Genomic DNA, 22,327 nt, shown 5'->3' with positions numbered 1-22,327 from the left:
ATGGCCAAGATACAAGCCGCCATCATCGGGTCCGGCAATATCGGCACCGATCTGATGATCAAGATCATGCGTACCTCCAAGCATCTCGCCATGGGGGCGCTGGTGGGCATCGACCCGAACTCTGACGGTCTGGCCCGCGCCAAGCGCCTGGGCGTGCCGGTCACGCATGAGGGCATCGAGGGGTTGCGCAAGCTGCCCAATTACCAGGACATCAAGGTGGTGTTCGATGCGACCTCCGCCGGGGCGCACATCAAGAACAACGAAATTCTGCGGAAGGATGGAAAGAAGGTCATCGACCTCACCCCCGCCGCCATCGGTCCCTTCACCATCCCGGCGATCAATGGGGATGCGAATATCGACGAGCCGAACGTCAACATGGTCACTTGCGGTGGGCAGGCGACCATCCCCATGGTCTATGCCGTGAAACGCGCGACGGACCGGGTGGTGTATGGCGAAATCGTCGCCTCCATCTCCTCCAAATCCGCCGGGCCCGGCACCCGCGCGAATATCGATGAATTCACCGAGACCACGTCCCATGCCATCGAAAAACTGGGCGGGGCGGAGCGCGGCAAGGCGGTGATCATCCTGAATCCCGCCGAGCCTCCCTTGATCATGCGTGATTCGGTGTTCGTGCTGAGCCAGGGCGGCTCGCGCGAGGCGATCGAGGCTTCCATTCTGGATATGGAAAAAGCGGTGCAGGCCTATGTGCCCGGCTACAGGCTGAAGCAGAAGGTGCAGTTCGAGACCATTGGCGACAATGCGCCGGTGCGGATTCCAGGCATCGGTTATGTGTCGGGCCTCAAGACCACCATCATGCTGGAGGTGGAGGGCGCGGCGCATTATCTGCCCGCTTATGCGGGCAATCTCGACATCATGACATCCGCCGCGCTGACGACCGCCAACCATTGGGCGGCGCGCGAGCTGATGAAGGAGGCGGCATAAATGGCTCGCAAGAATCCCAACAAGCTCTATGTGCAGGATGTGACGCTGCGCGATGGCATGCATGCCGTGCGGCATCAATATACCATCGAGCAGGCGGTCTCCATCGCCAAGGCGCTGGACGAGGCGAAAATCGACGCCATCGAGATCAGCCATGGCGACGGCATCACCGGCTCCACCTTCAATTACGGCTTTGGCGCGCATGACGATGCGGAATGGGTCGCGGCGGTGGCGGCGGTTTGCCGGCACGCGGTGGTCACGGTTCTGCTGCTGCCGGGCATTGGCACCGTGCACGACCTCAAGGCCGTGTATGAGGCGGGCGCGCGGTCCGTGCGCGTGGCCACCCATTGCACCGAGGCCGATGTGTCGCGCCAGCATATCGAGGCGGCGCGCAAGCTCGGCATGGATACGGTCGGATTTTTGATGATGGCGCACATGGCGCCGGTGGAAAAACTGGTGGAACAAGGCCGGCTGATGGAAAGCTATGGCGCGGAATGCGTCTATGTGACCGACAGCGCCGGCGCCCTGCTGCCCGAGCAATATGCCGAGCGCGTGCGGGCGCTGCGCGACGCGCTGAAGCCGGAGACCGAGATCGGCGTGCATACGCACCATAACCTCACGCTGGGCGTGGCCAACGCCGTGGCGGGCATCAAGGCCGGTGCCGTGCGGGTGGATGCCTCCCTCGCGGGCATGGGGGCCGGGGCCGGCAATGCGCCGCTGGAAGCGCTGATCGCCGTGCTGGACCGGGAAGGGATCGAAACGGGCTGCGATCTCTACAAGCTGATGGATGCGGCGGACGATCTGGTGCGTCCGCTGCAGGACCGCCCGGTGCGGGTGGACCGCGAAAGCCTGTCGCTGGGCTATGCGGGGGTTTATTCCTCCTTCCTGCGCCATGCGGAAAACGCCGCGAAAACCCATGGCGTGGATACGCGCGCCATTCTGGACGAGCTTGGCAAGCGCAAGATGGTCGGCGGCCAGGAGGACATGATCCTCGATGTGGCCCTGGATCTTCTCAAGGCGCGTGGAGAGGTGGCATGAGCGCGGCGCTCGCCGCCTTCGCGGACAAGCTCGACGATGCCGCGCGCAATGCCACGGCCACGCCGCAGCTCACCGAAACCTATCCAGATTTTTCCGCCGCCGAGGCTTATGCCGTGCAACTCATGCTGCTGCAGCGCCGCTGGGCGCGCGGGGAGCGCCGGGTGGGCTATAAGATGGGCCTGACCTCCCGCGCCAAGATGGTGCAGGTTGGCGTGTCGGAGGTCATCTGGGGCCGGTTGACCGATGCGATGCGCCAGGATGAAGGCGGCGTGCTCAAGCGCGGCAAATTCGTGCATCCGCGTGTCGAGCCTGAAATCGCCTATATCATCGGCAAGCCGCTGGCGGGCGAAGTCTCCGCCGCGGAAGCGCTGCAAGCCGTGGAGGCTGTCGCCCCCGCCCTGGAAATCATCGATAGCCGCTATCAGAATTTCAAATTCGCGCTGCCGGACGTGATCGCGGACAACTCCTCCTCCTCGGGCTTTTATGTCGGTCCCTGGGCGCCCCGGAGCACGGATGTGAGCAATCTCGGCATCGTGATGGAGGTGAATGGCCGCCCCGTGCAGATCGGATCCTCCGCCGCCATTCTGGGCAATCCCATCCGCTCCCTGGTGTCGGCCGCGCGGCTGGTGGGGCGCGCGGGGGAAAGCCTGATGCCGGGCGACATCGTGCTGGCGGGCGGCGCCACCGCCGCGCATGCGCTCACGCCAGGCGAGCATATCCAAACCCATTTCCAGACCCTTGGCCGGGTTTCGTTCAACGTGGAGGCTTGAAGCCCATGCCGATCGTGAATGTGACGCTGATCGAGGGCCGCACTGTCGCGCTGAAGCAAAAGATGATCCGCGCCATCACCGATGCCGTCGTCGAGAGTGTCGGCGCCCCGCGCGAGGCTGTGCGGGTCATTATCAACGAGGTGCCGCCTTGGCATTTCGGGGTGGCGGGAGAGGTCAAGGGGCTTCCGGACACGAAGAAGGGATCGGCTTGAAACGCCGAGCCTTTCACGGGCCCGGCGCAAGGGCGGGACGATTTCTGCGCCACCCGATGGCATAAGCCGCGAGGGGGCGCGATTCAGGAAAACGGCAGATGGCGGATGATCCCGCCTCTGCCGTTTTTTGATGCGGTCTTGTCGCGCCGCGCGGCCATATGGCCCGGATTTATGTACATAAAATGTATGAATTATTTTCAAATTATATGTTTTGCGTAGTTATGCTTGGTTGATAAGCTAAATTTACGGCAACAATAATAAACGAGTGTTCTTATTTTATCCGATTTTTGCACTAGAGCGCAAAATATGTGCGTCTGTTTTGCGCGCTGAGGAGGTGTTACCGAATGAGTTCAGTTCCCTCTCCCCCTGTTTTGTCTGAGCAGGAATATCCTGGCTGGATCAAATTATGGTTCGCCCTGGATGCCGCCCTGGCCTTGCTGCCCCCCATCTATTGGGCGGCCAGCGGCCCCACGCCGGCGGTGTTCGGCCTGCCGCTCTCGGTGTTCTATTTCATCCTGACCGGCGCTTCGATCACGGGCAGCATCGTGACGGCTTATGCCATCGAGGTGAAGCGCGGAAATTTCGAGGGAATGGGCACGCATCATGTGACGGAAGGTGAGCCATGATCGTTACATTCGGTATCCTGGCCGCGTTCTTCGCGCTGGTGATCGGCATTTTGCAGCTTACCTTCAGGAAGGATAAGAATTTCACGGAATATGCCGTGGGCGGGCGCTCCTTTGGCGGCGCCTATCAGGCGATGTCCTTTCTCAATACCTGGTACCCCGGCGCCATCTTCATCGCCTTCGCGGGGCTGGCGGTTTCGGGCGGGGTGATCGGGTTCTACCTGCTCTCCTACAGCCTGCTCACCATCGTGCTGATGTATCTGATGGCGCGGCGTGTATGGATGTGGGGGCAGGCGTTCGATTTGCGCACCCAGCCAGATCTGTTCGCGCTGCGTTATAACTCCCATCACATCCGCGCACTCGCGGGCATGATCGGCATCATCTCCTCCTTTCCCTGGCTGGTGCTGGGCATGCAGGCGCTGGGCACGCTGTTCCAGGCGATGTCGCTGGGTAAGATGAGCTTCACCGCCGCCATTATTCTGGGGGTCGTGGTGCTGGTGGTGCGGCAATTCTGGACCATCCGCATGGGCATGCGCGGCGTGGTGATCTCCGACATGGTGCAGGGCATCGCCGCCTATATCGCGGGCACGCTCATCGTCATCGGGCTGCTGGGCTGGATGGTGAACACCAAGCACATCACCTTTTCCAGCGTCGATCCAAAGCTGTTCGCCATTCCCGGTCTGGGTTCCAAGGAAGGGCCGCTTTATCTCTTCTCGCTGGTCTTCACCGGCACGGTGGGCGGCTGGTGCTGGCCCAATATCTTCGTGCGGCTCTTTACCGCAGATGGCGTGAAGAGCGTGAAGCAGGCGGCGGCCTATGCCATTCCGCTGTCCCTGGTGTTCTGCTCCTTGTTTCTGATTCTCTGCCTTCTGGCCACCAAACTGCCGGAGGTGGCGGCCAACCCGGACAATATTTGGTTCATCGTCTGCCAGCAGGCGGGCGGGCTGGTGATGCTGGCGTTGGCGGGGGTTGTGGTGCTGGCGGCCACCATGGGCAATGTGGACGGCACCATCCAGGCCGCCGGCGCGCAGATCGCCAACGATCTGATCGGCAATTATACCGAGATGGCGCATAAGCATCTCGTCGGCGCCGCGAAGATCTGCATGCTGCTGCTCACGGTGCTGGCCGCCTGGGTGGCCTGCATCAAGATGGCCGCCCTCTTCACGCTGGCGGTCATCGCCTATCAGGGCATCGTGCAGCTTGCCGTGCCGCAATTCCTGGGCGTGTTCTGGAAAAAAGGCAACAAGCAGGGCGCCATCGCGGGCATGGTGGTTGGCTTTATCACCGCCGTGGCGCTGGAAGTTGAAAACCCTGGCTCCATCTCCGTGCTGGGCGGGCTCACCTCCGGGGTTGTGGCGCTGGCGGTGAATGCGGCCGTGTATGTGGCCTGTGCCTATCTCTTCCCGCAATCCGCGGAAGAGAGTGCGCGTGTGGAGCAGCTCTTCGCGATGACCCGCGTGGGCGCGCCCGCCAGCGCGTATGAGCATCTGCCGCCCGCTGTCTCCTCCGAGGTCGAGGCGGCGTAGGCAGAGTCATGGCCGGGCTGTCAGAGCAGCAATGTCCGTTGGCGTTCCGGTGTGGTGACGGCAAACCGCGCCGGGCCCAGCCCCTGAAAGAAGTTGCGGAACACTTCGATGAACACGCGCAGGAACATCGGCTTCAGCGTGCCGTACATATCGGCGATCAGCAGGGTGGGGGGTGGCAATTCGTCCAGCAGCGGGCGGCGCGCTATGCCCGGCCCGTCCTGGTTGGCGCGTCCCACCGGGCGAAGATTCAGGATGGAGACGCCCAGCCCCGAGCCCACGGCCGAGCGCACGGTCTCGTAAGAGCGTGTGCGGAATTTCACCGATGGGCGATGCGCCAGAACATCGAACAAGGTGAGCAGGTAGGTGGAGGTTTGCGGCATGTCCAGCAGCACAAGCGGTCGGTCGGCCAGTTCGGCCAGCCACAGCGCCTCTTTCTTGGCCAGGGGGTCCGAGGCGCTGAGCAGCGCATGGGCGGGCGCCTTGCAGATGCGGGTGATGGTGCCGACAATGTCCGGGCCGATATCGTAAAGGATCGCCAGATCCACGCTGCCTTCGGCCAGCCAGTTCCGCACTTCGAGCTGGTCGCCCTCCTGCAGGATGATCTCCACCTGCTCACCGATTTCGTCGAGATACAGGCGCAGCATCTCCGCCATGAAAATGGCGCCGAATGGCTCGAAGCACCCGATGCGGATGACCGGTGGCACCCGGCCGGAGAGCGTGCCGATGGCGCGGTCGAACTCCTTTTCGGCCTCCAGCAGATAGCGGCTGGCATTGATGTAGCGCTCTCCCGCCGGGGTCAGCATCACACCGCGCGCGGGCTTGCGGTCGAACAGCCGGGCGCCGATTTCCGCCTCGGCGATGGAGATTGCCGCCAGGATCGAGGATTGCGAGATATGCAGGCTGCGCGAGGCCGCCTGCACGCTGCCCAGCCGCGCCACCTCGTTGACATAGCGCAATTGGCGGATGGTCAGATTCAACGCCGTCATTCCTGTATAAAATGAAGGATAATTTCTGATCCTATCCAATTCATGGAAAGCCGCAACAGCGTCCCTGGCGCGTGGCCTTCCCCATTCTTCCGTCAAATATGAGGTTACTCATGGATACCAGCTTTCCCCCCGGCTTCGCGCCGGATGAACTCTGCCGGCTGGACGCCGCCGCGCTGCAAGCCGCTTACCGGGCGGGCGGTCTTTCACCCGTCGAGGTGACGAAGGCCTGTCTGGCGCGGGCGGAGGAGATCAATCCGCGTTTCAACGCCTTTACCCGCATCGATCATGAGGGCGCGCTGGCCGCCGCCCGGGCCGCCGAGGCACGCTGGCGCGCCGGCGCGCCGCTTTCCGATGTGGATGGCGTGCCGGCAACGCTGAAGGACATCGTCTGGGTCAAGGGCTGGAGCGTGCGCTATGGCAGCACCACCACCGATGCCGCGCCCTATGAGGAGGATGCGCCCGCCGTGGCGTTGCTGCGCCAGCATGGCGTGGTGTTCATCGGCCAGACGACGACGCCGGAATTCGGCTGGAAGGCGGTGACCGACAGCCCGGCCTTCGGCATCACCCGCAATCCGCATGATCCGTCCAAGACCTCCGGCGGTTCCTCCGGCGGCGCGGCGGTGGCGGCTTGCGTGGGGGCGGGGGTGTTTCATCTCGGCACGGATGGCGGCGGCTCCATTCGCGTGCCCTCGGCCTTTTGCGGCATCACCGGGCTGAAGCCGACTTTCGGGCAGGTCCCGGCCTACCCGGCCAGCGCCTTCGGCACGGTGGCGCATATTGGCCCGATGACGCGCAACGCGGCCGATGCGATGGCCATGCTCAAGGCCATGTCCGGCCGGGATCTGCGCGATTGGAACCAGGGGGCGGGGCGGTTTCCGGCTCTGGGGCTGGCGGAAAGGGCCTTGAAAGGGTTGAGGGTCGGGTATTGGTCCCAGCCCGCCGCCGGTGCGCTGGACCCGCAAGTGCGCGATATTGTCGCGGCGCGCATCGCCCAGCTCGCGGATCTGGGCGTGGAGGTGACGCCCTTTAAGTTGCCGGGCGAGGATCTGCTGGAGCTGTTTCACGACCATTGGTTCGCGGGCGCGGCGGCGCGGCTGGCTTCGGTGCCGGAGGCGCGGCGTGGGCGGATCGATCCTGGTTTCCTGGAAGTGGCGCGCGAAGGGGCCGCCAAGGATGCGGTGCGGCTCGTACAGGCGCAGGTGCGCCGCGCTTCATTCGGCGCGGCCATGGATGCGGCCTTGGCCGATTATGATTTCATCCTGTCGCCGGGTACCGCCATTCCGGCTTTCGAGGCCGGGGTGGAGCTTCCCGCCGGTTCCGGGCTGAAGCGCTGGACGGAATGGGCGGGCTTCAGCTTTCCCATCAACCTCACCCAGCAACCCGCCGCCGTGACGCCCTGCGGCGCCACCGAGGCGGGCTTGCCGGTGGCATTGCAGATCATCGGCGCGCGTGGCGATGATTCGAAGGTTTTGTCCCTGGCGGCGGCGCTTGAGCCGCTTTTCGCGGCGTGAGGTCGGAATGTACGATACGATCATTGTGGGGGCTGGCTCGGCCGGCTGCGTGGCGGCGAACCGGCTGAGTGCCGATGGCGGCCGCAAGGTGCTGCTGCTGGAAGCTGGGCAGGATGCGCCGATTGCCTCGGACATACCCTCGGACTGGGTGAGCATGTTCAATACGCGCGCCGATTGGGGCTATTATACCGAGCCGCAGGCGGGCTGCCGGGGGCGGCGCATCTTCTGGCCGCGCGGGCGCATGGTGGGTGGCTCGGGCGCGTTGAACGCGATGATTTATATGCGCGGCCTGCCCTCCGATTACGATGGCTGGGAAGCAATGGGTTGCAAGGGCTGGGGCTGGAAGGATGTATTTCCGGAATTCCTGGCTTCGGAGCATAACGCGGACATTCTCAACAGCCCCTATCACCGCCAGGGCGGGGCGCTGCATATCGGCAATGTGCCATATATCGACCCGCATGAGCGGCTCTGGGTGGAGGCCGCGCGGGCGGCGGGCTATGCCTACAACCCGGATTATAATGGCGAGAGCCAGGAAGGTGTGGGCTTCTTTCAGTTCACCATCAAGGATGGTGAGCGCTGGGGCACCGGCAAGGCCTATCTGCGCCCGGCATTGGAGCGGCCGAATCTCACCTTGCGGAAAGCCGTGCGTGTGACGGGGCTGATCCTGGAAGGCACGCGCGTGAAAGGGGTGAACTACCTGGTGAATGGCGTGCCGCACAGCGCGCTGGCGGATCGCGAGGTGGTGATGGCGGCGGGGGCCATCGGCACCGCGCATCTGCTGCTGCTGTCGGGGATCGGCCCCGCGGCGGAGCTGGCGGCGGCGGGGGTGAAGCCTGTGCACGATCTGCCGGGCGTGGGCAAGGATTTACAGGATCATCTGAATATTCCAACCAGCTTTTACACAAAGACGCCGATGGGCATCGGCGCTTGGACGGAGGCGACGCTCTCCGGAAGCTTCAAGGAATGGAACGAGCACCGCAGCGGCATCCGGACCTCGCCCTGGGTGGCGGCCAGCGGCCATGTCTGCTCGCGCCCGGGGGTGGAGCCGGATTTGCAGCTTTACGGCGCCATCAGCCCTCACCGCGATTATGCGCGGTTTCTCGGTGGGCGTTCCGGCATCACCGGCCATGCCACCTTGCAGCGCCCCAACAGCCGGGGCGAGATCGCGCTGCGCTCGGCCGACCCGCTGGAAAATCCCGCCATCGATCCGCGCTATTTCATTTCGGATGAAAGCGGGGAGGATCTTGCCACCATGGTGGAGGGAGTGCGAATCCACCGGCATATCCTGCGGCAATCGCCGATCAGGGAGTTCATCGATTATGAATTGTCACCCAGCGCGGAATGTGAAACGGATGAGGAGATCGCCGATTATGTGCGCGGGCACATGACCACGCTCTATCATCCGTCCAGCACCTGCCGCATGGGCACGGATGCGCTGGCGGTGACGGATCCGGCCAGTTTGAAAATTCACGGGCTGGAGGGGATCCGGGTGATCGACGCCTCGGCGATTCCGAAAATGGTATCTGGAAATCTCAATGCGCCGACCATCATGATCGCCGAACGCGGCTGCAAGATGATCCTCGCGGCGTGATGTTTCGCGCGGGCGCGTCAGCACCCCGCGCCTTGCGGATGCTTATTTGATCCCGCCCAGCAACGAAGCGGCGGCTGCGATGGCGTCCGCCTGCCAGGGGCGCAGCTCCTGGCCTGGATAGCCCGCATATTCCTCAAGGAACGGATCGTCGACGGCCGTCTTGATGTCGGCAAGCTCCTCCATCACCGCCAGGCCGCAATAGGGCACATAGGCGGCGGAATACCCGCCCTCATGGGACATCATCAGTCGTCCGCCGCAAAGATCCGCCGCCGCCGCCTTCAGCATCCTCGTCATGTGCCGGTAGGTTTCGGAATACAGCATCATCCGCCCCAGCGGATCCGCCGCCGAACCATCGAAGCCGGAGGGCACGACGATCATATCCGGTTTGTATTTGTATAAGGCCGGAAGCACAACACGCTCAAACGCCGCCAGATAGGCGCCGTGCCCGCTACCGGCGGGAAGCGGAATATTGATGTTATATCCTTCGCCTTTACCTTTTCCCCGGTCCGCCGCATGGCCTCGGTTGGGCGGGTACAGCCCTTCCTGATGCAGTGAGATTGTCAGCACGCCGGGATCTTCATAGAACGCCGACTCGGTGCCGTTGCCGTGATGCACATCCCAGTCCACCGTGGCCACGCGGTCGAATTCATGCACGCCGCGGGCTTTGAGAATCGCAACGGGAATATTGCCGAACAGGCAGAACCCCATGCCTTGCGCCGCCTCCGCATGGTGCCCTGGCGGGCGCACCAGCGCGTAGCCATTCGCAACCGCGCCGGACAGCACGGCGTCCATCACCGCATAGGTGCCGCCCGCGGCCAGGCAGGCGATCTCGTAGGAACCATGGCCGAACGGCGTGAGCGGGCTGGCTTCGCCCCCGCACGCGCTGGAGTCCGCCTTGATGCGGGCGATGTAATCCTTGCTGTGGAAACGCGCGAGATCCTCATCGCTCACCGCCGTGGATTTGAGGGAGACGAGCTGTTCGGTCAGTCCCGAAACCTCCATCAAATTCTTGAAGCGCCGCTTCGTGTCGGCGTTTTCGGCATGCTCGCCCGGTTCGATGGTCAGGCCCGGCGGGTAGAACAAAGCCGCCCGCCCGGTATCGTGCCAAAGGTAAAGTTCGTGGAAATTCCAGCCGGTTGCCATTTTTGTCTCCAATCTTTGCAAGCCTCGCCTGGAGAAGTCTTCTGTAAATCGTCTCTTTTGTCCATGGCGTTTGCCCATGGTGTTTGTCCATGGCGCGCCCGGTTCAGCCGGCTGTCTCCGGCAGGGCGGTATCGCCCAGAAACAAGGAGGCGGACGCTAGAACTTCCTGGCGGATGAACCCCAGGGCGAGGCGGACATTCGTGCTGGCGGCGATGTCGGCATGCACGACGGTCCAATATGTCCGCAGGAGCGAGAGGCTGCGCGGCAGCACCGCAATCAGCTCGGGCCGGGTGCGGGCGATGAAGGCGGGCAGAACGCACAGCCCATAGCCCGCGCAGGCGGCTTCCATCTGCGCATGCAGGCTGGAACATTGCAGCCGGGCACGCAGGCTGTCTTCCAGCTCGCTCAGATAATCCAGCCCGCGCGTGAAGACCAGCTCGTCTATATAGCCGGTGAAATCATGGTTTTTCAGATCCTGGGCGGAGGCGATGGGCGGTTTCGACGCCAGATAGTCGCGGGTGCCATAAATGAACAGCCGGTAATCCGTCAGCTTCTCCTGCACGAATTTGCGTGAATTGGGGGGGGCGAGGGTAATGATGATGTCCGTGTCGCGGCGCGACATGGCGACGATCTGTTGAATCGTGAGCAATTCGACGGAGAGGCGCCGATGCTCCGCGGCAAAGCGGCTGAGCCGCGCGGCCAGGAAAAAATTGCCGATCCCTTCCAGCGCGCTGATCTTGACGATGCCGCTGGCGCCCTGGTTGCGCCCGTTCAGCCTTTCTTCCAGCTTGCCGGCCTCGCGTTCCATGTGCGCGGCGGTTTCCAGCAGGCGTTCGCCTTCGCGGGTCAGCGTGTAGCCGCGGGCATTGCGGATGAAGAGCTGCGCCTGCAAGGCCGCCTCCAGGGCGGTGATCCGCCGCGCCACCGTCGCATGGTCGGATGACGTCGCCCGGCCCGCCTGGGAAATCGTCCCCACCCGCGCCACGGCCAGGAAATAGCGCAGATCGTTCCAGTCGAAACCATTTCTCATGGGGTGTCATTCATGGGGCTGTGCCTCTCGGGCGGATTTTATCTGTGCGTTTTTGCACAGTTTCTGGTCAATATTTCCTGTATTCTCGCATGGGGGTCAAGGCTAAAAGACCAGTCCAAGAAGGACGACAAAATCAAGGAGAGAGACATGCCCGCGGTCACGCTTCCCCGCATGGTACGTATTGGCGGTGGTGCCCTGGAAGAAACAGGTCAGGCGCTCGGCATTCTGGGTCTGCGCCGCCCGGCGATCATCACCGACCGTTATTTGCTCGACAGCGGCGCGGTGGAGCGCCTGCGGGCGTGTCTGGCGCGTGAGGGGATCGAGGCGGTGGTGTTCGCCGATACCGTGCCCGACCCGACCGATGAATGCGTGGATCAGGCGGCGCGCTTCGTGCGCGAGAGCGGCTGCGACTGCGTCATTGGCTTTGGCGGTGGCAGTCCGATCGATACGGCCAAGGCGGCGGCCATCTTGTCCGCGCGCGGCGGCAAGATGCGGGCGCTGAAGGCGCCGCATCAGGAAAACCAGCAAGGTTTGCCGATCGTGGCGATCCCGACGACGGCGGGCACTGGCTCCGAGGCGACACGCTTCACGATCGTGACCGACACCCAGACGGATGAGAAAATGCTTTGCGCGGGGCTGGCTTATCTGCCGACCCTGGCCGTCGTCGATTACGAGCTGACCATGACCATGCCGCGCCGGCTGACCGCCGATACCGGTATCGACGCCCTGACCCATGCGATCGAGGCTTATGTCTCGCGCTTGGCCAATCCTTTTTCCGATTCGATGGCCGTGGCGGCGATGCGGGCCATCTGGCGGGGGATCCGCACGGCCTATCATGAGCCGGATAACCGCGCGGCGCGCGAAACCGTCATGCTGGGAGCCATGCAGGCCGGGATCGCCTTTTCCAATGCTTCTGTCTGTCTGGTTCATGGCATGAGCCGGCCGATCGGCGCGCATTTCCATGTGGCGCACGGGCTGTCGAACGCGATGTTGCTGCCCGCCGTGACCGAATGGTCCGTCGGGGGCAATCTCGCGCGCTATGCGGACTGCGCCAGGGTGATGGAGCTGGCCCCGCCCGGCGACACGGATGAGCAGGCGGCCCGCAAGCTGGTGGCGGCGCTGCGCGAGCTGAACCGCGAGCTTGCCGTGCCCAGCCCCAGGCAATATGGCCTCGATGAGACGCGCTGGCACGCCTTGCTGCCCTTGATGGCCGAGCAGGCCTTGGCCTCGGGCTCGCCCGCGAATAACCCCCGGGTGCCGGATGCGGAGACGATCATCGGGATTTACAACGAGGCCTGGGCATGAGGATGTCCAAAACGCGTCTATAACCCTTGTGGCCTGGTTGGTTTATCCAGGCCATTTCGCGGGCGGCATGGGCTTGGTGTTTTTTGGTCGGACCAATTCCCGCCTTGAGGTTTGGCAAGCCATTGATCAAAGAGTTGTTGACAAGCTTATGTGATCCGACGAACATTGCAAACAAAGCCGATATGGAACAACAACAAAGGCTATAAAAATTTACGGAGGAAATAGCTAAATGTTTTCAAAGAACTCGGTTTCCCTGACTCGCCGCGGTCTGTTGAAGGCCGGTGCGGCGGGTGGCGCGTCCAGTCTGGTCCTGCCGGAAATATCCTGGGCGCAAAGTGAAACGCCGGTCAAAATTGGCGTGGTCGATCCCCGAACGGGCACATATGCCGCGCTGGGCAATAATCAGATTCGGGGCGCCACCATGGCGGTGGACGAGATTAACAAGAAAGGCGGTATCCTTGGCCGGCCGTTGCAGATCTCGATCGAGGATTCCCAGGGCTTGCCGGGCCCGGCCGTCAGCAAGGCGCAAAAGCTGGTCAATCAGGAAAAAGTGAATTTCCTCATCGGCGGGGTCAGTTCCGCCGTCGCCGGCTCGCTCAGCCAGTTCGCCGCGCAGCATGATCTGATTTATGTCGATACGGGCGGTCATGCCGATGACATCACGGGCAAGAATTGCAGCTGGAACACGTTCCGTACCTGTTCCACAACCTGGATGCTGACCGCGGGCGATTTCGCGCCTCTGTTCGAGAAATTCGGCAAGAGATGGTTTTTCATCACCCCGGATTATTCCTTCGGGCATGCATTGCATGATGATTATGTCGCGCAGCTCAAGAAGGCGGGCGGCGTGGAGGTCGGCAATGCGCTGGCGCCGCTGGGCACCACGGATTTCTCGTCCTATCTGATCCGTGCCCGTGCCGCGAAACCCGATGTGCTGATCTGCCTGCAGGCGGGCGACGATCTCGTGAATTTGCTGAAGCAGACCGTGCAGTTTGGCATGAACACGCAGATGACCGTGGCCGGCGCCATGCAGGAAATGGAAGTGCTGGAGGCGCTGCCGCCCGCGGCCTTGCTCGGCTGGTGGACGTTCGAATGGTATTGGAACCAGCCCAACGTGCCGCATCTGGCCGATTTCGTGTCCGCCTACAAGGCGCGTTACGGCAACAAGGTGCCAACGGCGCGTTCCTGGTTCGGTTATGCCACCGTTCACGCGCTGGCGCTTGCCGCCAATCAGGCCAAGTCGCTCGATTCGATGAAGGTCGTGAAAGCGTTGGAAGGCATGGAACTACCGCCGGAAGTCGCGCTGCAACCGGGTAAATGCTATTACCGGGCGGAAGATCACCAGATGATCGCCAATATGTTCCCGGGCTATGTGCCCAAGGGGGCCACCTATCCGAATCTCTTCACCGTGGCGAAGACCATTCCCAGCGGCACCATCGCCAAGTCTCCGGCGGAGGCTGGCTGCAAGATGACTTATCCAGGCTGAATAAACAGACCCGCGGCCCGGTGCGGGCGGGCGGTTCCGGCTCATGGCCGGCACCGCCTTGGCCGCAGCGCCGGGCGTCATCGGCAACCGCGCCCGAGGGTGCTAGGAAAGTGAAGCAAATACCGTGGAATCCCTGATTCTATACAGTGCTTTCAACGGGCTTATCGTCGGCATCTTCTATGCGCTGATGGCGCTGGGGCTGTCGTTGATTCTAGGCCTTAATGGCGTCATCAATTTCGCCCACGGCACCTTCATGGCGCTGGGCGGTTATCTCGCCTTCACCATCGAGCCTTATGTGGGCTTCTGGGGGAGTCTCGTTTTCGCGCCGCTCCTGGCCGTGATCTTCGGCCTGGTGGTGGAGAGAATCTTGATCCGCCCGCTTTATGGGCGGGACCCGTTATTCTCGCTGCTGCTCACATTCGGGCTGGCGATGATCATGGAGGATCTGATCCGCACCATCTGGGGGGCGGTCGGGCAACCATTCGCCTTGCCGGCTTATCTCAACACGCCGCTGAGTTCCTCGCTGTTCTTCCTGACCGGCTACCGCGTGGTGCTGATCCTGATCACGATATTGGTGACAGGTGCTCTGTTCGCGGTGCTGCGCTATAGCCGGATCGGAATCCGAATCCGCGCGGGCAACGCGGATCTTGAAACCATTTCGGCCGTCGGCGTGAATATTTATTTTCTCCGCGCCGCGAATTTCGGCATCGGTGTGTTTCTGGCCGGCGTGGCGGGCATTCTGGCGGCGGGGCAGTTGGGGCTTTCGCCATCCATTGGCTCGTCCCTGATCATGCCCTCTTTCGTGGCGATCATCGTCGGCGGTGTCGGCAGTCTGATCGGCAGCGTTCTGGGCGGGCTGATCATCGGCATCGCCTCCGGCATTACCGCCGCCTTTTTCCCGGTCGCGCAGGAGGTCGTGATCTATGTGATCATGGCCGTCGTGCTGATCGCCCGCCCTCGCGGCTTGCTCGGTCAGGAAGGACTTTTTGAATGAGCGTCTCCATCGATACCAAGCCAGCCGCCCGCCTCGCGCCGGCTTCCGGCGGGCAGCCCCTGGCCGCCGCCCTCATCTGGCTGGTGCTGCTGTTCGTGCCGTTCTGGCTGCCCATGCTCGGCGGTTACACGGACCTTGCCACCCGCGCGCTGATTTACGCCATCGCCGCGACGGGGCTGAACCTGCTGCTTGGCTATACGGGGGGGTTATCCTTCGGCCATGCCGCCTATTTCGGCCTCGGGGCTTACGGCACCGGGCTGTGCCTTATCCATGTCGCGCCTTCCTTGCCCCTGGCCATTCTGGCGGGCACGGTGCTGGGCGGTGTCGCGGGCATTCTGGTCGGCCCGATGGTGATGAAGCGCAAGGGGATCTATTTCGCGATGATCACCATCGCCTTCGGGCAGATGTTTTATTTCCTCGCCGTGCGCTGGAACGCCCTCACCGGCGGCGAGGATGGGCTGACGGGCTTCTCGCGCGTGCCGCTGCATATCGGCGGCGAGGCCTTCAAGCTCGGTCCGGAGCGTTTTTATTATCTGGTGCTGGTGCTGTTCGCCGTGGTGATGCTGGCTGTCTGGCAGATCCTGCGTTCGCCGATGGGCCATAGTTTCGTCGCGGTGCGTGAGAACACGACACGGCTCCGCTTTCTGGGGGTCGCGGTGGACCGGCAGATCTGGGTGGTGTTCGCCATCTCCACCTTCATCGTGGCGCTGGCGGGCAGCTTGAACGCGCTGCTCACCGGCTTTGCCTCGCCCGACAATCTCGGCTGGCAATTATCGGGTTCCTTCGTCGTCATCTGCGTGCTGGGTGGCATGCGCAGCTTCTGGGGGCCGTTCCTGGGGGCGGTGATCTTCATCGTCGCGCAGGATTATCTGTCCAGCGTCACCCAGAACTGGATGAGCTTCATCGGTCTCATCTTCGTGCTCGCGGTTTTGTTCTTCCCGCAAGGTCTGCTGGGATTCATCAAGGGGAGGGCGCGCTCATGAGCCTTCTGAAGCTGGAGAGTGTCGGGCGCCGCTTCGGCGCGCTGCAAGCCCTCAAGGGCATCTCCCTGTCCGTCGAACCGGGGGAGCTGCGCGCCATCATCGGCCCGAACGGCGCGGGCAAGACAACCTTGTTCAACCTGATCAGCGGTTTCTTTCCCCCCACCGAGGGCACGATCAGTTTCGATGGTCAGCCGATCATCTCCGTCAGCCCGAATGAGCTGGTGCGGCGCGGCATCATCCGCACCTTCCAGATCACGCAGGTTTTCCTGTCCCTCAGCGTGCATGAGAATTTGCGCGTGGCGGTGGAAACGGCGATGGGGCTGCAATTGCGTCCCTGGATCTCCCGCGCCACGCGCGCCAAGGTCGAGGATAAGGTGGAGGAACTGATCGAGATCACGCGCATCGGAAGTAAGCTGGACCGGATCGTGGGTGAAATGTCGCATGGCGACCAGCGCGTGGTGGAGGTCGGCATCGCGCTGTCGCGCCATCCGCGCCTGTTGCTGCTGGATGAACCCACGGCGGGCATGGGCGATGAGGAAACCCACCACATGACGGATCTGATCCGCCGGCTGAACAAGGAGCAGGGCATCACCATCTTGTTCGTGGAGCACGACATGGCGATCGTTTTCGGCATCGCTGACCAGATCACCGTGCTCGATAACGGCACCATGCTGGCGGAGGGCACCGCCGCCGAGATTTCCGAAAACCCCCGCGTGCAAACAGCCTATCTGGGCACCGCGCTTGAGGAGACCGCCGCATGAGCGATGTTCTCGAACTTCAGGAACTTCATACCTATTACGGCAAGAGCCATATTCTGCATGGCGTGTCGCTGCGGGTGGGGCAAGGTGAGCTGGTGGCGCTGTTGGGGCGCAACGGGGCCGGCAAAACCACCACGATGCGCAGCATCATGGGGCTCACACCGCCTAGATCCGGTTGCGTGAGGCTGTTCGGGCAGGATCTGACCCGCGCGCCGTCCTACAGGATCGCCGCCGCGGGCGTGGGGTATGTGCCGGAGGGGCGCAAGATCTTCGGCCATATGAGCGTGCATGAAAATCTCCAGGTGCCGCCTGAAACCAAGGGACCCTGGAGCATCGACACGATCTACGAGCTGTTTCCCCGCCTGAATGAGCGGCGCACCAGCAAGGGCGGGCGGCTTTCTGGCGGTGAGCAGGAGATGCTGGCCATCGCCCGCGCCCTGCTGCTGAACCCCAAGCTGCTGATTCTCGACGAGCCCTCCCAGGGTCTGGCGCCGGTGATCGTGCAGGAGGTGATGCGCACCATCGCCCGCATGAAGAAAGAGGGCATGTCGGTCCTGCTGGTGGAGCAGAATGCCAGATTGGCTCTGCAACTGGCCGACAGGGCCTATGTGCTCTCCGATGGCGAGGTGGTGTATGATGGCGACGCCGCCGCGCTGAAGGCGGATACCAAGCGCATGGAATCGTTGGCCGGCGTCAGCCACGCCGCGTAAGCTCCTGGCCGGCCACTTGTGGGCGGCTGGAAAAACGCGTTCTATGTCCATGGGCTGGAGGTGGGGCCTTGGAGACGGGCTCGGACATAAGACGGCTAGGCCAGACCGCCCCGCCTCAGGTCGTCCGGTTCCATGGCCGTGGCCCGCACTGAAAAACAAGGGAAACGAAACTAGGATGTCCTTGAAGATGCCCCTGCCGGACCAGAGGGTTCTGGCCCGGCGCGATGAGATCATCGCCGCGTTGCGCCGGATCGTTCCGGGCGAAGGCGTCATCGACAAGCCCGATGCGCTGCGCCCTTATGAATCGGACGGCCTCACCGCCTACCGTCAGCCGCCGATGGTGGTGGTGCTGCCGGAGACCGTGGAACAGGTGGCGGCCATTCTCTCTTATTGTCACGCCAACAAGGTCAAGGTGGTGCCGCGCGGTTCGGGCACCTCGCTGTCCGGCGGGGCGCTGCCCCTGGCGGACGCGGTGCTGCTCGGCATGGGCAAGTTCAAGAAGGTTCTGGAGGTCGATTACGAGGACCGGCTGGTCGTGGTGCAGCCAGGTGTCACCAACCTCGCCATCACCAAGGCGGTTGAGGGGGAGGGGTTCTATTACGCTCCCGACCCGTCCAGCCAGATCGCCTGCTCCATCGGCGGCAATATCGCGGAGAATTCCGGTGGCGTGCATTGCCTGAAATACGGCCTCACCACCAATAACGTGCTGGGCGTGCAGTTCGTGACGATGGCGGGCGAGATCCTGCGCTTCGGCGGCAAGGCGCTGGACGCGCCGGGGCTGGATCTGCTCGGCATCGTCGTCGGCTCGGAGGGGCTGCTCGGCGTGGTCACCGAAGTCACCGTGCGCATCCTGCCAAGGCCCGAAACCGCGCGGGCCCTGCTCATCGGGTTTCCCACCGTGGAATCCGCCGGGCAATGCGTGGCGGACACCATCGCGGCGGGCATCATTCCGGCGGGCATGGAGATGATGGACAAACCCGCCATCCACGCCGCCGAGGCCTTCGTGCAGGTGGGCTACCCGCTGGATGTCGAGGCCCTGCTGATCGTCGAGCTGGATGGCCCCCTGGCGGAATGCGACCATCTGCTGGAGGAGGTCCAGGCCCTGGCGCGGAAAAACGGCGCGGTCACGCTGCGCGCCTCGCGCGACGATGCGGAACGCCTGGCCTTCTGGGCCGGGCGCAAGGCCGCCTTCCCCGCCGTGGGGCGCCTTTCGCCGGATTATTACTGCATGGACGGCACGATCCCGCGCGGCCAATTGCCCCGGGTGCTGCAACGCATGCGCGAGCTTTCCGAACAATATGGCCTTGGCGTCGCCAATGTCTTTCACGCGGGGGACGGCAATCTCCATCCGCTCATTCTCTACGATGCCAATAAGCCCGGCGAGCTGGAACGCGCGGAGGGGTTCGGCGCCGATATTTTGCGGCTTTGCGTCGAGGTCGGTGGTGTGCTCACCGGCGAGCATGGGGTGGGGGTCGAAAAACGCGACCTGATGCCGGACATGTTCGGCGAGGAGGATCTGCGCCAGCAACAGCGTCTGAAATGCGCCTTCGACCCTGATTTGCTGCTGAATCCCGGCAAGGTTTTTCCCACCTTGCATCGCTGCGCCGAGCTGGGCCGCATGCATGTGCATCGCGGGCAGCTTCCCTTTCCTGAATTGCCGCGTTTCTGAGCCATGATTTTGCACACCCCTCAAAATACCCAAGAGGTTCGTGACCTCGTTTCCGATGCGCTGGCGGGCGGCGGCAAGCTGGAAATCACTGGCGGGGCCACTCGCCTGGCGTTCGGCGCGCCGGATCGCCAGGCCGACCGGCTCAGCCTTGCCGCCCTCTCCGGCATCCTCGAATACGACCCGGCCGAGCTGGTGCTCACCGCCCGCGCGGGGACGGCTTTGGCCGAGCTGAACGAGGCCACCGCCGCCCAGGGCCAGGCTCTCGCCTTCGAGCCCTGGGGGGCGGCGGGCTCCACCATCGGCGGTGTCGTCGCGGCGGGTGTTTCCGGGCCGCGCCGCGTCTCCGCCGGGGCGGTGCGCGACCATCTGCTGGGGTTCGAGGCGGTCTCCGGCCGGGGGGACAGTTTCCGCGCCGGGGCGAAAGTGGTGAAGAACGTCACCGGCTACGACCTGCCCAAGCTCGTTTGCGGCTCCTGGGGCCGGCTGGCGGCGCTCACCGAGGTGACGTTGAAAGTGCTGCCGCGCCCGCCGGAATGCCAGACCCTGCTCTGGCGCGGGCTGGAGGATGAGGCCGGTTTCGCCCTGCTGCGTGAGGCGATGCGCCAGCCCGTCGATGCCGCCGCCGCCTCGTATTTGCCCGGCCATGCCGCGTTGGTCCGGCTGGATGGGTTTGGCCCCTCGGTGGCCGCGCGCAAGGCGCATCTCACCACCGCCCTGGAGCGTTATGGCCTGCCGGATGTGCTGGACGCGCATGAGGCCGCGCCGCTTTGGGCCAGCCTGCGGGACGGCGCCGCCTTGGCTCCGGAGCTGCCGCTCTGGCGCCTCAGCCTGCCGCCGCGCCAGGCGCTGGCCGCCATCGCGCCGCTATTGGCCCTGGGGGGGCGTTATGTGGCGGACTGGGCGGGCGGGCTCATCTGGCTTGTCCTGGAGGGGCATGAGGATATTGTCCGCGCCCAGGCGGCCCTGGCGGGCGGTCACGCCACGCTGGCGCGCGCCCCGGCGGCGCTACGCGCGCGTATCCCGGCCTTGCATCCGCAGCCGCCGGCCATCGAGGCGCTGTCGCGCCGTGTCCGCCGCGCCTTCGACCCCATGGGCGTGTTCGAGATAAACCGTTTCCTGGACGAACCAAATGCAGACTGATTTCACCCCCGCCCAACTCGCGGATCCGCATATGGCCGCTTCGGAGGCGGTGATCCGTAAATGCGTGCATTGCGGCTTCTGCACCGCCACCTGCCCGACCTATGTGCTGCTCGGCGATGAGCTGGATTCCCCGCGCGGGCGCATCTATCTCATCAAGGACATGCTGGAGAATGAGCGTGTGCCGGGGCCGGATGTGGTGAGCCATGTCGATCGCTGCCTCTCCTGCCTGTCCTGCATGACCACATGCCCCTCGGGCGTGAATTACATGCATCTGGTGGATCATGCCCGCGCCTATATCGAGCGGCGCTACCGCCGCCCGCTGGTGGAACGCGCTCTGCGCGCGGCGGTGGCGGCCATTCTGCCCGTGCCCGGGCGCCTGCGCGCCGGCTTGCGGTTGGCCCGCCTGGCCCAGCCCTTGGCGCCGCTGTTGGACCAGGTGAAGCCCCTGCGCCCGGCCGCCGCCATGCTGCGGCTCGCCCCGCCCGCCTTGCCGCCCAAGGCCGGTCTGGCCACCGCCAATGCGCGCGGCCCGCGTGGACGGGTGGTGGTGATGCAAGGCTGTGCCGAGCCCGTGCTGCGCCCCGAGATCCGCGCCGCCACGGTGCGGCTGCTGGAACGCTGCGGCTATCAGGTCAGCTTTGCCGCGGGCGAGGCCTGCTGCGGCGCGCTCACCCATCATATGGGCAAGGAGGCCAGCGCCCTGCAATCCGCCCGCGGCAATGTCGATGCCTGGACCCGCGAGATCGAGGCGGGGCTGGAGGCGATCGTCATCACCGCCTCGGGCTGCGGCACCACGGTCAAGGATTACGGGTTCATGCTGAGGGACGATCCCGCCTATGCCGCCAAGGCGGCGAAGGTTTCAGCCCTGGCCAAGGATATCAGCGAGGTTCTGGAAGAAGCGGGGCTGCCCGCGCGGGTGGAGGTGCCGGCCCTTACCGTCGGCTATCATCCGCCCTGCTCCATCCAGCACGGCCAGAAGATCACCGCGGCCCCGCAGAACTTGCTGCGCGCGGCGGGGTTTAGCGTGCGTTTGCCGGCGGATGCGCATCTCTGCTGCGGGTCGGCGGGCACTTATAATATTTTCCAGCCGGAGATCGCGGGGCAGCTTGGCACCCGCAAGGCTGAAACGCTGGCGCAATTACGGCCGGATGTGGTGGCCACCGGCAATATCGGCTGCGCCGTGCAGATCGGCCAGCATATGGAGCTGCCCGTGGTGCATCTGGTGGAATTGCTGGACTGGGCCACGGGCGGCCCAGCCCCCGCGCCGCTGGCGAAAGCGGCCATCGGGTGAGGAGACAGTGAGGCCGTGCCATGCGCCCTTATTCAGGGTAAGCATGGCGCGGCGTTTGGTTATTACGATCCGTGATAGACGTTGCCGTAGCTGGTCATGCACTGAACGTAATTGATGTTGTATTGCTGCTGCATGGTCTGCTCGGACTTGTTGGCGCCGAGCGCGGCGGCGCCGCCGCCCAGCAGCAAGCCGGAACCGGCGCCGATGGCCGCCCCCATGCCCGCATTGCCCGCGGCCGCGCCCAGCAGTGCCCCGGCGGCCGTGCCGACCAGCGTGCCGCCCACGGCCTTGGTGGTCGCCGAGCTCTTGGCCTGCTGCGATGCGCTGTTGAGGGTCTGGCTGGCGGTCTGGCGGCAATAGGCGTCCTGCTGCTGGAACTCGGTCGGGGTCACCTTGGCGCCGCGCGTGACGAGGACGGTCGGACCTGTCGGTGCGGGAACCGCGCAGCCCGCCAGGGCCAGAGACGCCAGGAGCGCGCTCCCAATGGCCGTGCCGCGCAGAATTTTTCTATCCTTGTTCATCATAAACCTCCTATCCCCGAAGGGGTTCCGGAATCTTGCCAGAGCGCGCCGCGCGGGGCAACTGCCACCCGTTTCGGGGGTGGTGTGCAGCTTGTGGTTGTGGC

The 22,327-nt window shown here is 64.0% G+C and carries 21 protein-coding genes; 17 read left to right on the top strand and 4 right to left on the bottom strand.

Annotated elements, in window-relative coordinates; all coding sequences use genetic code 11:
• From AB7D48_RS00460 to AB7D48_RS00435, 6 genes are all read left to right on the top strand, one after another.
• Positions 1–942: an acetaldehyde dehydrogenase (acetylating) gene (locus tag AB7D48_RS00460; protein WP_427975117.1), complete on the top strand. Its 942-nt coding sequence runs from the start codon at positions 1–3 to the stop codon at positions 940–942.
• Complete coding sequence (gene dmpG, locus AB7D48_RS00455; protein WP_427975114.1) at positions 943–1,977, top strand: 4-hydroxy-2-oxovalerate aldolase; 1,035 nt, start codon at positions 943–945, stop codon at positions 1,975–1,977.
• Positions 1,974–2,747, top strand: a complete 774-nt coding sequence (locus tag AB7D48_RS00450; RefSeq protein WP_427975111.1) for a 2-keto-4-pentenoate hydratase — start codon at positions 1,974–1,976, stop codon at positions 2,745–2,747. The genes dmpG and AB7D48_RS00450 overlap by 4 nt, the downstream gene beginning before the upstream one ends.
• A gap of 5 nt (positions 2,748–2,752) precedes the next feature.
• Positions 2,753–2,959 carry a 2-hydroxymuconate tautomerase gene (locus AB7D48_RS00445; RefSeq protein ID WP_427975109.1) on the top strand — a complete coding sequence of 69 codons (207 nt, stop codon included), beginning with the start codon at positions 2,753–2,755 and terminating at the stop codon, positions 2,957–2,959.
• A gap of 344 nt (positions 2,960–3,303) precedes the next feature.
• Entirely contained in the window at positions 3,304–3,585 is a 282-nt protein-coding gene (locus tag AB7D48_RS00440) for a hypothetical protein (RefSeq protein ID WP_427975106.1), read from the top strand.
• On the top strand, positions 3,582–5,108 hold the full coding sequence (locus AB7D48_RS00435; RefSeq protein ID WP_427975103.1) for a sodium:solute symporter family protein: 1,527 nt from the start codon (positions 3,582–3,584) through the stop codon (positions 5,106–5,108). The genes AB7D48_RS00440 and AB7D48_RS00435 overlap by 4 nt, the downstream gene beginning before the upstream one ends.
• A gap of 20 nt (positions 5,109–5,128) precedes the next feature.
• Here the strand turns inward: AB7D48_RS00435 and AB7D48_RS00430 are convergent, their stop codons facing one another.
• The gene (locus AB7D48_RS00430; protein ID WP_427975100.1) at positions 5,129–6,094 is read right to left on the bottom strand and encodes a LysR family transcriptional regulator; all 966 of its coding nucleotides are present in this window, start codon (positions 6,092–6,094) and stop codon (positions 5,129–5,131) included.
• Between the two features lie 110 nt (positions 6,095–6,204).
• Here AB7D48_RS00430 and AB7D48_RS00425 point away from each other — a divergent pair, with 110 nt between their 5' ends.
• Complete coding sequence (locus AB7D48_RS00425) at positions 6,205–7,605, top strand: amidase (RefSeq protein WP_427975098.1); 1,401 nt, start codon at positions 6,205–6,207, stop codon at positions 7,603–7,605.
• Positions 7,583–9,196, top strand: a complete 1,614-nt coding sequence (locus tag AB7D48_RS00420; RefSeq protein ID WP_427975095.1) for a GMC family oxidoreductase — start codon at positions 7,583–7,585, stop codon at positions 9,194–9,196. Before AB7D48_RS00425 ends, AB7D48_RS00420 begins: the two co-directional genes overlap by 23 nt.
• 42 nt (positions 9,197–9,238) lie before the next feature.
• On the opposite strand, the gene AB7D48_RS00415 is transcribed toward AB7D48_RS00420, so the two are convergent.
• Both AB7D48_RS00415 and AB7D48_RS00410 read right to left on the bottom strand, forming a co-directional pair.
• A complete protein-coding gene (locus tag AB7D48_RS00415; protein WP_427975093.1) occupies positions 9,239–10,339 on the bottom strand; it encodes a class II histone deacetylase in 1,101 nt (366 codons plus the stop codon).
• 103 nt (positions 10,340–10,442) lie between these two features.
• Positions 10,443–11,369 carry a LysR family transcriptional regulator gene (locus AB7D48_RS00410; protein WP_427975090.1) on the bottom strand — a complete coding sequence of 309 codons (927 nt, stop codon included), beginning with the start codon at positions 11,367–11,369 and terminating at the stop codon, positions 10,443–10,445.
• A 147-nt stretch (positions 11,370–11,516) separates the two neighbouring features.
• Here AB7D48_RS00410 and AB7D48_RS00405 point away from each other — a divergent pair, with 147 nt between their 5' ends.
• From AB7D48_RS00405 to glcF, 9 genes are all read left to right on the top strand, one after another.
• On the top strand, positions 11,517–12,674 hold the full coding sequence (locus AB7D48_RS00405) for an iron-containing alcohol dehydrogenase (protein WP_427975088.1): 1,158 nt from the start codon (positions 11,517–11,519) through the stop codon (positions 12,672–12,674).
• 229 nt (positions 12,675–12,903) lie between these two features.
• On the top strand, positions 12,904–14,157 hold the full coding sequence (locus AB7D48_RS00400; RefSeq protein ID WP_427975086.1) for an ABC transporter substrate-binding protein: 1,254 nt from the start codon (positions 12,904–12,906) through the stop codon (positions 14,155–14,157).
• A gap of 124 nt (positions 14,158–14,281) precedes the next feature.
• Positions 14,282–15,151 carry a branched-chain amino acid ABC transporter permease gene (locus tag AB7D48_RS00395; RefSeq protein ID WP_427975083.1) on the top strand — a complete coding sequence of 290 codons (870 nt, stop codon included), beginning with the start codon at positions 14,282–14,284 and terminating at the stop codon, positions 15,149–15,151.
• The gene (locus AB7D48_RS00390) at positions 15,148–16,134 is read left to right on the top strand and encodes a branched-chain amino acid ABC transporter permease (protein WP_427975081.1); all 987 of its coding nucleotides are present in this window, start codon (positions 15,148–15,150) and stop codon (positions 16,132–16,134) included. The genes AB7D48_RS00395 and AB7D48_RS00390 overlap by 4 nt, the downstream gene beginning before the upstream one ends.
• Entirely contained in the window at positions 16,131–16,895 is a 765-nt protein-coding gene (locus AB7D48_RS00385; RefSeq protein WP_427975079.1) for an ABC transporter ATP-binding protein, read from the top strand. The genes AB7D48_RS00390 and AB7D48_RS00385 overlap by 4 nt, the downstream gene beginning before the upstream one ends.
• Positions 16,892–17,602, top strand: coding sequence for an ABC transporter ATP-binding protein (locus AB7D48_RS00380; RefSeq protein WP_427975076.1), 711 nt, complete (start codon positions 16,892–16,894; stop codon positions 17,600–17,602). The genes AB7D48_RS00385 and AB7D48_RS00380 overlap by 4 nt, the downstream gene beginning before the upstream one ends.
• A 175-nt stretch (positions 17,603–17,777) precedes the next feature.
• A complete protein-coding gene (locus tag AB7D48_RS00375; protein WP_427975073.1) occupies positions 17,778–19,271 on the top strand; it encodes an FAD-linked oxidase C-terminal domain-containing protein in 1,494 nt (497 codons plus the stop codon).
• Between the two features lie 3 nt (positions 19,272–19,274).
• Entirely contained in the window at positions 19,275–20,411 is a 1,137-nt protein-coding gene (glcE, locus tag AB7D48_RS00370) for a glycolate oxidase subunit GlcE (RefSeq protein ID WP_427975071.1), read from the top strand.
• On the top strand, positions 20,401–21,702 hold the full coding sequence (glcF, locus tag AB7D48_RS00365) for a glycolate oxidase subunit GlcF (RefSeq protein ID WP_427975068.1): 1,302 nt from the start codon (positions 20,401–20,403) through the stop codon (positions 21,700–21,702). Before glcE ends, glcF begins: the two co-directional genes overlap by 11 nt.
• A 62-nt stretch (positions 21,703–21,764) precedes the next feature.
• Here glcF and AB7D48_RS00360 read toward each other — a convergent pair whose 3' ends face one another.
• A complete protein-coding gene (locus AB7D48_RS00360; RefSeq protein ID WP_427975066.1) occupies positions 21,765–22,223 on the bottom strand; it encodes a glycine zipper family protein in 459 nt (152 codons plus the stop codon).
• Positions 22,224–22,327: the final 104 nt, after the last annotated feature.

It is taken from the genome of Acidocella sp., assembly GCF_050253495.1.
Classification (GTDB): Bacteria; Pseudomonadota; Alphaproteobacteria; order Acetobacterales; family Acetobacteraceae; genus Acidocella.
This window is presented reverse-complemented; position numbering and strand designations above follow the sequence as displayed.